The 12454-nt window shown below is 70.6% G+C and carries 9 protein-coding genes and 1 pseudogene; 3 read left to right on the forward strand and 7 right to left on the reverse strand.

What is annotated here, in order from left to right:
* Positions 1-73: 73 nt before the first annotated feature.
* Positions 74-1039 (forward strand): TIR domain-containing protein, encoded by a 966-nt coding sequence (locus ACFZCP_RS41285; RefSeq protein WP_391441244.1) that lies wholly within the window; start codon positions 74-76, stop codon positions 1037-1039.
* Between the two features lie 538 nt (positions 1040-1577).
* Positions 1578-1664: pseudogene (locus ACFZCP_RS41290) on the forward strand (glutamine synthetase); the annotation flags it as partial.
* 869 nt (positions 1665-2533) lie between these two features.
* On the opposite strand, the gene ACFZCP_RS41295 reads toward ACFZCP_RS41290, so the two are convergent.
* The 5 genes from ACFZCP_RS41295 to ACFZCP_RS41315 form a co-directional block, all read right to left on the reverse strand.
* A complete protein-coding gene (locus ACFZCP_RS41295; RefSeq protein ID WP_100661309.1) occupies positions 2534-2608 on the reverse strand; it encodes a 50S ribosomal protein bL37 in 75 nt (24 codons plus the stop codon).
* 282 nt (positions 2609-2890) lie between these two features.
* Positions 2891-3130: a hypothetical protein gene (locus ACFZCP_RS41300; protein WP_362680552.1), complete on the reverse strand. Its 240-nt coding sequence runs from the start codon at positions 3128-3130 to the stop codon at positions 2891-2893.
* 254 nt (positions 3131-3384) lie between these two features.
* The gene (locus ACFZCP_RS41305; protein ID WP_391441247.1) at positions 3385-4404 is read right to left on the reverse strand and encodes a TolB family protein; all 1020 of its coding nucleotides are present in this window, start codon (positions 4402-4404) and stop codon (positions 3385-3387) included.
* A complete protein-coding gene (locus ACFZCP_RS41310) occupies positions 4401-5906 on the reverse strand; it encodes an MFS transporter (protein WP_391441250.1) in 1506 nt (501 codons plus the stop codon). The genes ACFZCP_RS41305 and ACFZCP_RS41310 overlap by 4 nt, the downstream gene beginning before the upstream one ends.
* Position 5907: 1 nt before the next feature.
* Entirely contained in the window at positions 5908-6795 is an 888-nt protein-coding gene (locus ACFZCP_RS41315) for an alkaline phosphatase family protein (RefSeq protein WP_391441253.1), read from the reverse strand.
* A 381-nt stretch (positions 6796-7176) separates the two neighbouring features.
* Between ACFZCP_RS41315 and ACFZCP_RS41320 the strand changes: the two genes are divergently transcribed.
* Complete coding sequence (locus ACFZCP_RS41320) at positions 7177-10182, forward strand: bifunctional [glutamine synthetase] adenylyltransferase/[glutamine synthetase]-adenylyl-L-tyrosine phosphorylase (RefSeq protein ID WP_391441256.1); 3006 nt, start codon at positions 7177-7179, stop codon at positions 10180-10182.
* Here ACFZCP_RS41320 and ACFZCP_RS41325 read toward each other — a convergent pair.
* Positions 10164-11039, reverse strand: coding sequence for a phosphatase PAP2 family protein (locus tag ACFZCP_RS41325; RefSeq protein WP_391441258.1), 876 nt, complete (start codon positions 11037-11039; stop codon positions 10164-10166). The genes ACFZCP_RS41320 and ACFZCP_RS41325 overlap by 19 nt on opposite strands.
* A 142-nt stretch (positions 11040-11181) precedes the next feature.
* Positions 11182-12228 carry a substrate-binding domain-containing protein gene (locus tag ACFZCP_RS41330; protein WP_391441262.1) on the reverse strand — a complete coding sequence of 349 codons (1047 nt, stop codon included), beginning with the start codon at positions 12226-12228 and terminating at the stop codon, positions 11182-11184.
* Positions 12229-12454: the final 226 nt, after the last annotated feature.

Here is a 12454-nt window from a genome sequence, read left to right on the forward strand (position 1 = left end):
GCAAGGAGTGCAAGTTGACTGTGTAATGGCTAACTTAGCTTCGCGGCCTAGTTCGAAGCAGAGGACGAGACGGATGCCACGCGAGGAAAAGAAAATCTTCATCAGCTACCGGCGTGAGGATACGGCGCCCTATGCGGGATGGCTGCAGGACCGACTTGCCCAACACTATGGTGCCTCAAAAATCTTCATGGACGTGGCATATTTACAGCCGGGTGAAGATTTCCCTCGGGTTATCGCTCAGGCGATATCATCGTGTGACGTTCTGGTTGCTCTTATCGGCCCTGCCTGGGTGGGCTCCACGGCTGACGGAAAGACGAGAATCCAGGAAGCGAATGACTGGGTACGCCTGGAGATAGAATCAGCCCTGGACCAAGGGATTAGAGTAATCCCACTTCTCATTGATGGCGCATCACTGCCAAGTCCAGAAAAACTACCCTCGAGCCTAGGGCGGATTCTTGCCAAGAACTGTTTGAGCCTCTCTCCCGGCACGTTTGGCGAGGACATTCGGAAGCTGACTAGCGCAATCGACTTCCCGACGATCGGGGTATTCGGAGAAGATCCCGCAAAACGCATAGAGCGAGGTCGAAAAGCTAGATTCGCCGAAATTGATCGCCTATACCGAGCACTGTTTGGCGACTTCAACGATCTCCGGTACCGCCACGACCCGTTCATTCAACCGAGTGCCCGCAGGAGGCAACTCGACGCGTTGACTGACGCTGTCGAACCGGATGAGGACATTGCCCATCTAGCGCTCGGGACTTTCTCTCATGATCATGACACTACGATGGAAGTCATCCGATACAGGGGTACATATCGGGGCCTCTGTGCGCTAACTCAGCGGAGGCTCGTGTACATTCCGTGGCGGACGGGACTTCCAGCCTATTTCCTTCCTTACAGTCACATCTTGAATGTGGATCGCAGCCTGCTATCGATCACCTTCACGCTTGTTGCGGGAAACACCAGGCTGGACGAGATTAAACCCCACTCAAAAATGTCCATCATGCGGGACTATATTCGGGACAGGATAGCGCGACGATAGCATCAGGCTTTTTGGTGAGTGACTGCAGCACGGCTATTCGCTGTGGTCAGCCGCTGACGTTCAACCGTCAAGGTCGCCAACCCACCCGGAGCTGAGAACCTAGTCTAGAGGGCAACGCGTCGCCGTGGGCTGTCTGTGGACGGGCTCCACCTTCCCAGGCACGCGCACGGCCTGGACCAGCCGCTTGGGCTGAGACCCAATGGGCCTCCGGAGTCGTGTCCGCAGGTTCGAATCCTGCCCGGGGGTACTTTGCCTCAACCGGGTTGCGAGGGAGAGCAGCGCTCAATGATCAGGCACCTCCAGATCTGAGGTACATGCTCGGAGGGCGATCTATCGTCTTGCGGGCTGGGTTGCGCAGAAGCGAGCGGAAGGCAGCCGGAGCGTGATGCCAGCAGCTTTGAGGCTGGCCCAGTCGGGCCGTCTGTGGGCCGTCCGAGGGCGGCCCACAGCAACCAATGACGACCAACGATGCCCCTTCGTTCGCAGACCAACGCTGCGCCGACGTTGGAGGCGTGACGTCACACCGGGCCGGCGTCACTTCCTGCGCAACAAGCGGGCCGAGTGGCACGAGTACCGCTCGGAGGTCACGGCGTTCGAACTGCGGAAGAACCTGCCGGTGCTGTAGGCGCGGGTCAGGGCGGAGCCTGCGGCGAGGGCCGGCAGGCTCTGGGACGCAGGGGGAGCGGTGGCGCCGTGCCCGGCTGCGGGTCGGGTCCGTCGTGGCTTGCGGGACGGGAGTCGGTGGGGGCGCGGGGTGAGGGATCTGCCGAACGCGCGCCCGTGGATCAGTGCCCGCTGCCGCTGCCCTCGCCGGGCGGTCGGCGGTCCTTCATCATTCCCGCGGCGAAGGTCGCAACCCCCACCACGGCGCTGATCAGCGCTGCGACGGAGGCCATGACTGCGGAGACGTCCCCTGTCCTCGGGGCAGGCGTATCGCTGGCACGTCCCGGTTCGACCGTTTGGGTGACCGTCACCGTCGCGGCCGGGACGGGTACCTCCGGGGCAGGGCTTTCATCACCGCCGGCGCTGGGCGGAGTGGCTCCACCGCCGAAGTCGCTGGGCGGAGTGCCTGCTCCTGGAGTACCGGCTCCCTCGGTGGCGCTGGGCGACGTGGTTCCTGCGCCGGGCGAAGTGGTTCTTGCGCTGGTCGACGGGGTGGAAGGCGCTGTCGAACCGTTCGACCCCTGGTCGGGCCGCGTGGCGAAAACGACCACCGTGAGCAGCGCAACGCTCACACACAACAGGAGGGCTCCGGCCCACACCAGACGTGACCGTTTGGGGCCGCCACGCCTCCGGGACTCCCACGAGGGCAGCGCCTGGCTTCGCGGTGCGTCACACCATCAGGTCGCAACGAGAACCGCGCGACATGAACAGAAATGACCGAACGGGAACTCCGGACGGTCCGTGACGGCCGGTGAGCGTCGTCCGGCCGGATCCCTCCCCCGTCCCGGGCGGCGGAGGCGGGGAACCGCTCAGCCGCACACCCGGGTTGGCTCAGGCGTTGGGGCGCTTGCCGTGATTGGCCTTCTTCTTCTTACGGGCGCGTCGCTTGTTCCCTCGCTTAGCCATGGGGCATATCTCCCTAATTCAGGCTTTTCTACGACTTCGTCAGTCTAGATTCGGCCCGGAGGGTCCGCATCAGCGGTTGTCCGACTGCCCGAGACGACGAGTACGTGCGGCTGTGGACAGGCACAGGAGGCCAACAGGCGCGTGTCCCTCACGTATTGCCGCTGGACGTCTGCCGGACGAGCCGCTTCCACCACGCAACGCCTGCGGCCGGCCGAGAGGGCCCGGCGGCTGCGGCCTCACCACGGACGGCGGAGCGAAGGCCGGTGGATCCGCCGCCCTGCCCTAGTCGCGTGCGTGGTGGACGTGGGGGCGGTTGTTGCACGCGTCGTCCACCGAGTCGCCGGTCCACGGCGCGGCCATGGGGACGATCGCGAGTGCCTCCCTGCAGAGGTAGGCGCCGGTGACGTGCCGGCCGGCGACGTTGATGTGGCCGACCGGGTCGCCGCCGCTGTCGGCGTGGGCCGGGGTGGCGAGCGCGAGACCGGTCAGGGTGAGCGCGGCGAGTGCGCTGGTCTTCTTCATAGCCGGGTCAACGACATCGGATCGGCCCAGGTCACGCGGCTACGTCCGACATGGGGCCGATACTCCGCGGCTCCCCGGACCCGCAGGGAGCCGGCTCCCGGGGCCGCTGCCCTGAACCGGCGCCGGCGTCGGCGCGTACGCCGGTCGTCGGCCCGTGCGTGAGCCGATGGCTCGTGCGTGAGCTGCCGGCTCGTGCGTGAGTCGCCGGCTCGTGCGTGAGTCGCCGGCTCGTGCGTGAGCCGTCGGCTCGTGCGTCAGTCGAGGAAGGCGGCGGACACCGCGGACGGCAGGAGACGGTGCGGCGTGCCCGGCCCGCCTGCCGGAACCGCGTACAGGTCGGCACCGTAGTCGCCCGGCAGGGCGTAGACGAGCGTGCGGTCGTCGCGCCACACCACCTGATCGTCGACGCTCCGGGACTCGGCGACCGGCGTCTCGCGCATCGTGTGCAGATCGAGGACGTACAGGTGCCAGGGGGCGTCCTTGGGCAGCCCCGGCACCCGCTTCTTGTAGGCGATGCGGGTGCCGTCGGGGGACAGGGACGGGCACTCGACGTTCGTGTGCACGGTGGTGACGGTGCGCGTGCGCAGGTCGCCCCGGACCAGGTAGGTCTTCCCCCCGGTCGCCAGCGTCGCGTAGAACGTGCGGTCGTCCGCGGCGAACGTCACGCCCCAGAAGTTGGCGTCCGCCGCCCGGTACGGGTGGCCGTCCCTGACGATACGGAAGGCCTCCAGGGACGGGATCAGCGCACCCGTGCGGGTGTCGGCGATCGCCGTGCGCGTGGAGAAGTTCGTCCCGGCGTACGAGTCGCCGCCCACGAACGCCGTCCAGGCGGCGAAGTGCCCGGTGGGGGAGACCCGGGCGCGGGAGGGGATGCCCGGGACGTCGTACCGGTCGCGGGTGTGCAGGCGGGCATCGAGGATCAGGGCGCGGTAGGTGTCCGAGACCGGGCCGTGCACGGCCTGCAGGCACACCCCGGTGCCCGAGGCGGCGTAGAAGCGCAGGCACTTGACGCCCGAGGCGGTGCGCGGGCCGGCCGGATCGGACCGGGGGACCGTGGTCAGCTCGTCGCGGTGCGGGCCCCACGCCATGTTGCGGAACACCATGCGCCCGTGCTCGGTCAGCAGCACGGTGCCGGACGTGACCGCCGGACCGCCCGCCTGCACGTGATCGCGGCGCTCCGCCCGCGCCGCCGCGTGCAGCACGGCCGCCACCCCGACCGCCACCAGCAGGGCGACGGCCGAGAGCAGGATGAGGATGCGGGTACGTACGGTCATGCGGGGACGGCACCTTTCGGGCGGACGACGACGGAGAAGACCGCACAGGCCACCAGCGCCGCCGCCGCTCCCGCCAGCGCCGCCCGGTCGCCCCACACGGTCCAGGCCGCGCCGAACAGCAGCGAGCAGGCGAAGCGGGCCAGCGCCTGCCCGGTCTGCACGACGGCCAGGCCGGACGAGCGCAGCGCCTCCGGCACGCCCTCCGAGGCCGCCGCCATCAGCACTCCGTCGGTGGCCGCGTAGAAGCCGCCGTGCAGGGCCAGCACGAGGTACGGCAGGGCCGTGCCGTGCCAGGAGGTGAGCAGGAGCGCGTAGGCGAGCAGCAGGGCGCCGTGACCGGCCAGGAAGACCGCCCACCGGCCCGCCCGGTCCGCCAGCCGGCCGAGCGGCACCGCCAGCAGCAGGAAGGCGGCCGCAGTACCGAGCGGCAGCAGCGCGAACCAGCGGTCGGGCACGCCCAGGCGGCGCTGCAGCAGCAGATAGACGAAGGAGTCGCTGACCGTGGCCAGCCCGAGCAGCAGGGCGCAGACGGTGATGCGCCGCAGGTCGCGGCGGCGCAGCAGCCCCACGGCGGCACGCAGGGTCGGCCGCACACCGTCGTCCTCGCCACTGCGCTGCGACTCTCCGGAGACCTGTCGGTCTTCGGCAGCCTGCCGGTTCCCTGGAACCTGTCGGTCTTCGGCAGCCTGCCGGTTCCCTGGCACCTGTCGGTCTTCGGCAACCTGTCGGCTCCCTGGCACCTGTCGGTCTTCGGCAACCTGTCGGCCCCCTTGAACCTGTCGGCCCTGCTGAGCCTGTCGGGCCTCCTGAGCCTGTCGGCTCCCCGGAACCTGTCGGCCGGCCCGGACCTTTCCGCCTCCCGGCACGAAGAGGACCAGCACCAGCACACCGAGCACCGCCACGCAGAAGCTGACCGTGAACACCGCGTCGTAGCCGTCCACGGTGGCCCGCAGGATCAGGAAGGCCACCAGTGGTCCGAGCAGGGCGCCCGCCGTGTCCATCGCCCGGTGCACCCCGAAGGAGCGCCCCCGGGCCCCGGGCGTGCTGGACAGCGAGATCAGCGCGTCCCTGGGGGCCGTGCGCAGCCCCTTGCCGGTGCGGTCCGCCGCCAGGATCAGCCCGATCGGGGTGAGCGAATGCGCAACCAGCAGCAGCGGCTTGCACAGGGCCGACACCCCGTAGCCGAATCCGGCCACCCACTTGTGCCGCCCGCCGCCCCGGTCGGCGAGATGCCCGCCGGCCAGTCGTACGAGGGCCGAGAAGCCGTTGTAGATCCCGTCGAGCAGCCCGAACCCCAGCGGCGACAGACCGAGCCCCGTCACCAGGTACAGCGGCAGCACCGCCGTCACCATCTCCGAGGACACGTCGGTGACCAGGCTGACCGTGCCGAGGGCGAGCACGGTGGGGGCGACCGCGGCACGGCGCCGCCCGGCCACAGCAGGCCGGGCGGCGCCTTCCGCGGACACCGGCGCCTTGCTCGCGCGGCTGTCCGCTACGTACACGTCAGGACGCCCAGATGCCGCTGATGTCCGAGGCGGACGCCGCGTTGCCCGCGTGCGTGGTCAGACCCTGGCTGTCCTCCAGGGTACGCAGCAGGTCGTAGTGGTCGTAGGTGGTGGAGCTGGACGACCCGGCCGTGACCGGCTGGCCGTACAGGACCGTCGGGATGCGGTTGCCGCTGAGCCGGTTGTCCTCGTCGAAGGTGACGACGAGCAGGCTGTTGTGGGTCTTGGCCCAGGTGGCGTAGGCACCGAGGTTGTTCTTCAGCCAGGTGTCACCACTCGACACCGAGCAGTCGTGCATGTCGCTGCACAGGTTCGGAGTGACGAACGACAGCTGCGGCAGTGTCGAGTAGTCCGCGGGGAACTGCGTGAACGTGTTCGCGCTGGACGTGGGCACATTGCTGAACCCGAACCACGGGTTGTGCTTGCGCGCGTACTTGCCGCTGCTGCACGTGGTCGAGCCCTGGCTGGGCAGGGTCTCGTTGTAGCTGGCCCAGCTGCGCCCGGCGGCGATCATCTCCGAGGCGAGGTTGGGCGCGGACGAGAACCCCGGGGTGTAGCAGCTGTCGTCCGTGATCCCCTGGGTGGAGCCGGAGAACAGGGCGAAGTAGTTGGGCTGGCTCGGGTGGGTCTCGGCGTAGGACTGGGCGAGGCTCGCGCCGCCGGACTTGAGCGAGTTGATGTACGGGGCGCTGGAGGAACCGATGACCTGGCTGTAGGCGTGGTTCTCGAAGACCACGACGACCACGTGGTCCGGGCTCGGCACGGCGCCCGCCGCGTGCGCGGACTCGCCGCCGAGTCCGGTCCACAGCCCGACCGCGGCCGCGGCGAGGGCGGTTGCCGAGGCCACGAGGGTACGGGCACGGCTGTACACGGAACTGCCGGACACATCAACCTCCGGGTGGGGGGGGAAGGACGGGGTTGGCGGTGCGGACAGAGCATGCACACGCCAATATTCCCGTGCCCCACGTAGCTCAACCGGGCGGATGAAGACCGGATGAACTGCTCCTGCCACTGGGTCGGTTCACCAGCCACAGGACAGCACGATTCCATGGCCCGCCCGCCGCCGCAGAGGGATTCCCCCCGGCTGCCGACGCGACGGCACACGTGGCCGCGGACGCGTACGGGGGGAAGGGGACCCGCCGGCCCGCGTGCCCCGCACACGCGCCCGCACACGCGCGGCGCCGCGCGTGCCACCGCACCGGGGCCGCGCACGTCCGCTCCGGCTAGGCTCTGGCCAGGACGACCGAGACCGCAGGGGAGGCCGCGGATGACGCCGGGGCGCAGAAGCAGTACGTTCACGCGCCTGCTGCGGCACGGCTTCACCGCCCCGTCCGCGGCCGAGCGCCTCCTGGACGGCCCCGAGCTGGCCCCGGTCCGCGACGACCCGGTCCTCCTGGAGGCCCTGGGCGCCACCGCCGACCCCGACCTGGCCCTGCACGGCCTGGTCCGCCTGCTGGAGGCCCAGCCCGGCCCGACCGCCCACCGCGAACTGCTGGACACCCTGACGGCCGCCAAGCCCCTGCGCGACCGCCTCCTCGGTGTCCTCGGCGCCTCCGCCGCCCTCGCCGACCACCTGGCCCGCCACCCGAGCGACTGGCAGGCCCTGGTCACCTACGAGCCCCGGGACCTGCACCCCGGCGTGGAGGAGTTCGAGGGGGGCCTGGCCGCGGCCACCGACCCCATCTCCCTCCGGGTGGCCTACCGCCGCTGTCTGCTGTCGATAGCGGCACGCGACGTGTGCGGCACCACGGACGTCGCCGAGACCGCCGCCGAACTGGCCGACCTCGCCACCGCCACCCTGCGCGCCGCCCTGGCCCTCGCCGGGGCCGCCGCCCCCGAGGACGCCGCCGCCTGCCGTCTCGCGGTGATCGCGATGGGCAAGTGCGGCGGCCACGAGCTGAACTACGTCTCCGACGTGGACGTGATCTTCGTGGCGGAGGCGGCCGAGGGCGCCGACGAGGCCAAGGCCCTCAGGTCCGCCACCAGGCTCGCCTCGCACATGATGCGGATCTGCTCGGAGACGACGGTCGAGGGCTCGATCTGGCCGGTCGACGCCAACCTGCGCCCCGAGGGCCGCAACGGCCCCCTGGTCCGCACCCTGAGCAGCCATGCCGCCTACTACCAGCGCTGGGCCAAGACCTGGGAGTTCCAGGCCCTGCTCAAGGCCCGCCCGGTCGCCGGCGACGCCGCGCTGGGCCGGGCCTACGTCGACGCGCTCGAACCCCTCGTCTGGAAGGCGGCCGAGCGCGAGAACTTCGTCGCCGACGTGCAGAAGATGCGCCGCAGGGTCGTGGAGAACATCCCCGTGGCCGAGGTCGAACGGGAACTCAAACTGGGCCCGGGCGGCCTGAGGGACGTGGAGTTCGCGGTCCAGCTCCTGCAGCTGGTGCACGGCCGCACCGACCCCGCCCTGCGCAGCGGCACCACCCTCGACGCCCTCCAGGAGCTCGCCGCCGGCGGCTACGTGGGCCGTGAGGACGCGGCCCGCCTCGACGAGGCCTACCGCTTCCTGCGCTCGATGGAGCACCGCATCCAGCTCTACCGGCTGCGCCGCACCCACCTCGTCCCGGAGGCGGAGGCCGACCTCCGGCGCCTGGGCCGCTCCCTGGGCCTGCGCACCGACCCGGTGACCGAGCTGCTGCGCGAGTGGAAGCGGCACACCGGCGTCGTACGCCGCCTGCACGAGAAGCTCTTCTACCGGCCGCTGCTCGACGCGGTCGCCCAGCTGGCCCCCGGCGAGGCGCGGCTGAGCGCCGTGGCGGCCCGGGAACGCCTGGTCGCCCTCGGCTACGCCGACCCGGCCGCGGCCCTGCGCCACCTGGAGGCCCTGGCCTCCGGCGTCACCCGCAAGGCGGCCATCCAGCGCACGCTCCTGCCCGTCCTGCTCGGCTGGTTCGCGGACTCCGCCGACCCGGACACGGGCCTGCTCAACTTCCGCAAGGTCTCCGACGCGCTCGGCAAGACCCCCTGGTATCTCCGGCTCCTGAGGGACGAGGGCGCGGCGGCCGAGAACCTGGCCCGGGTCCTGTCGGCGGGCCGTCTCGCCCCGGACCTGCTCATGCGCGCCCCCGAGGCGGTGGCCCTCCTGGGTGACGGCGACGGCGGCGGAGGAGGTCTGCGGCTGCGCGACCGTGCCCCGCTGGAGCAGGAGATCCTGGCCGCCGTGGGCCGCGCCGAGAACGCCGAGCAGGGCGTCACCGCGGCCCGTGGCGTGCGCCGCCGCGAGCTGTTCCGCACGGCCGCCGCGGACATCGTCGCGTCCTACGGCACCGAGAACACCAACGCCGAGCAGGACCAGGGCGCCCTGGTGGACCGGGTCGGGGCCGCGGTGTCCGACCTGACGGCCGCGACCCTGGCGGGCACTTTGCGTGCCGTCGTACGGGAGGGCTGGGGCGACACCCTGCCCACCCGTTTCACGATCATCGGGATGGGCCGCTTCGGCGGCCACGAACTGGGCTACGGCTCCGACGCCGACGTGCTGTTCGTGCACGAGCCCCGGGACGGCGTGGACGACCAGGAGGCGGCGTCGGCCGCGAACAAGGTCGTCTCCGAGATGCGCCGCCTGCTGCAGCTGCCCAGCGCCGACCCGCCGCTGCTCATCGACGCCGACCTGCGCCCCGAGGGCAAGTCGGGACCGCTGGTGCGCAGCCTGAAGTCCTACGAGGCCTACTACCGCCGCTGGTCCCTGGTCTGGGAGTCGCAGGCGCTGCTGCGGGCCGAGCCGGTCGCCGGGGACGAGGACCTGGCCCGCCGCTTCACCGGGCTGATCGACCCGCTGCGCTACCCGGAGCACGGCCTCGGCGACGAGGCGGTGCGGGAGATCCGGCGGCTCAAGGCCCGGATGGAGTCCGAGCGTCTGCCGCGCGGCGCCGACCCCAAGCTGCACACCAAGCTCGGTCCCGGTGGTCTGTCCGACGTCGAGTGGACCGTCCAGCTGCTCCAGCTGCGCCACGGCTGGCGCGAGCCCGGCCTGCGCACCACCCGCACCCGCGCGGCCCTGGCCGCCGCGCACACGGCCGGGCTGCTGTCCGCCGAGGACACGCAGGTGCTGGACGAGGCCTGGGTGCTGGCCACCCGGGTGCGCAACGCGGTCATGCTGGTGCGCGGCCGGGCCGGGGACACCTTCCCCACCGAGTCCCGCGAGCTGGCCGCCGTCGGCCGCTACCTGGGCTTCGGCGCCGGGCACGCCGGGGACATGCTGGACGCCTACCGCCGTACGACACGCAGGGCCCGCACGGTCGTGGAGGAGCTGTTCTACGCGGCCGGGACCTGAGCCGCCGCGGCGGCCAGGGCCGAGGCCGGCGCCCGAGGCAGGCCGTACGGCAGGCGGCGGTACCAGAGCCGGGCCACCGCGAAGCCGAAGGCCAGGCACAGGACGCCGCCGACCGCGTCCAGCCAGAAGTGGTTGGCCGTGGCAACGATCACCAGAAGGGTCGTCGCCGGGTAGAGCAGCCCCAGTACCCGCGCCCACGGCACCGATGCCAGCGCGTAGATCGTCAGCCCGCACCACAGCGACCAGCCGATGTGCATTGACGGCATCGCCGCGTACTGGTTGGACATGTGCTTCAGATCGCCCGAGGCCATCGATCCCCAGGTGTGGTGCACCATGACCGTGTCCACGAAGTTCCCGCCGCTCATCAGCCGGGGCGGCGCGAGCGGGAACAGGTAGTAACCGACCAGGGCCACGCCCGTGGTCGCGAACAGCACCATACGGGTCGCCGCATAGCGGCCGGGATGCCAGCGGTACAGCCACACGAGCACACCCAGCGTGATGACGAAGTGCAGGGTCGCGTAGTAGTAGTTCATGCCGACGATCAGCCAATTCGCCGAGTTCAGGGCATGGTTGACCGACTGCTCGACCGCGATGCCGACATGGTGCTCGGCCCGCCAGACCCAGTCGGCGTTGCGCAGCGCCTCGGCCTTCTGCTCCGGCACGGCGTTGCGGATCAGCGAGTAGGTCCAGTAACTCACCGCGATCAGCAGGATCTCGAACCACAGCCGGGGCCTGCGCGGCCGCCGCAACCGGTCCGTGAAACGCCGGAAACCCGCTCTTGTGTCCTCGCCCGTGACGGCCCGCGGAACGGCCACCTCCTCGCGACCTTCCGGATCTGTCACGGTAGAGTCACTCATAGGCACAGAGTCTGCCAGAAAAGGCTTCTTCGCCAGATCATCCCAAGGTTGGGTCCGCCCCGCACGTCCTACGACGTACGGAGGACGTTCACCCCCGAAGGCCCCCGGTCACCCGTAAACACGGCCACTCGGGCCGCTCGGGTCATCTACCGCCCATGCGGTCACTGCGGTCGACCGGTGCCGAAGCGGTCGAACCGCGCACCACCAGCTCCGGCATGAACACGAATTCGCTGTGTGGTGCAGGTGTCCCGCCGATCTCCTCCAGCAGCGTGCGCACCGCCGCCTGCCCCATCGCCGGGACCGGCTTGCGGACGGTGGTCAGCGGCGGATCGGTGAAGGCGATCAGCGGGGAGTCGTCGAAGCCCACCACCGAGACGTCCCGGGGGACCTCCAGGCCCAGCTGCCGGGCGGCCCGTATGGCACCGAGCGCCATCATGTCGCTCGCGCACACCACCGCCGTGCAGTTCCGTCCGATCAGCGCGGCCGCGGCTGCCTGACCGCCCTCCAGGGTGTACAGCGAGTGCTGGACCAGCTCGGTCTCGACCGTCTCCGCGCTCAGTCCCAGCCGGTCCTGCATCGCGCGCACGAAACCCTCGATCTTGCGCTGGACCGGCACGAACCGCTTCGGGCCGAGCGCCAGCCCGATCCGGGTGTGCCCCAGGGACGCCAGGTGCGTGACCGCCAGCGTCATCGCGGCCCGGTCGTCGGGAGAGATGAACGGCGCCTGCACCTTCGGCGAGAACCCGTCCACCAGCACGAACGGCACGCCCTGCGCCCGCAGCAGCTCGTAGCGCTGCATGTCGGCGGTGGTGTCGGCGTGCAGCCCTGAGACGTAGATGATGCCCGCCACCCCGCGGTCCACCAGCATCTCGGTCAGCTCGTCCTCCGTCGACCCGCCCGGGGTCTGGGTGGCGAGCACCGGCGTGTACCCCTGCCGGGTCAGCGCCTGGCCGATGACCTGGGCCAGCGCCGGGAATATCGGGTTCTCCAGCTCCGGGGTGATCAGGCCCACCAGGCCCTCGCTGCGCTGCCGCAGCCGTACCGGACGCTCGTAGCCGAGCACGTCCAGGGCGGCGAGCACGGACTGGCGGGTGGTGGCGGCAACGCCGGGCTTCCCGTTGAGGACGCGGCTGACGGTCGCTTCGCTCACCCCCGCCTGCGCAGCGATGTCTGCAAGCCGTGTGGTCACGGCACTGGACTGTACCGGCCGCGACCCGCCTTGCACACCGACGGGACGCCGTGCGCGGGCGGGCGGCCGGCCTGCCGCGGATTGCTGCCTCATCGCGCTCCTCGTCTTCCTGTGGGGGCCTTGCGTAGCAAGAACTTGCAGAGTCTTGCACAAGACATCCGTTCGTCGCCCGATCGGCGCCATAACCAGCCCGCATGCGGTTCGCACGCAGGTCACGGCGCGGTAA

The sequence above is a fragment of the Streptomyces sp. NPDC007971 genome, assembly GCF_042958635.1.
Classification (GTDB): Bacteria; Actinomycetota; Actinomycetes; order Streptomycetales; family Streptomycetaceae; genus Streptomyces.

Excerpts from the sequence above, each read along its gene's own strand:
- ACFZCP_RS41285 (WP_391441244.1), top strand. The coding sequence starts at position 74 with ATGCCACGCGAGGAAAAGAAAATCTTCATCAGCTACCGGCGTGAGGAT.
- ACFZCP_RS41300 (WP_362680552.1), bottom strand. The coding sequence starts at position 3,130 with ATGAAGAAGACCAGCGCACTCGCCGCGCTCACCCTGACCGGTCTCGCG.
- ACFZCP_RS41305 (WP_391441247.1), bottom strand. The coding sequence starts at position 4,404 with ATGACCGTACGTACCCGCATCCTCATCCTGCTCTCGGCCGTCGCCCTG.
- ACFZCP_RS41320 (WP_391441256.1), top strand. The coding sequence starts at position 7,177 with ATGACGCCGGGGCGCAGAAGCAGTACGTTCACGCGCCTGCTGCGGCAC.
- ACFZCP_RS41325 (WP_391441258.1), bottom strand. The coding sequence starts at position 11,039 with ATGAGTGACTCTACCGTGACAGATCCGGAAGGTCGCGAGGAGGTGGCC.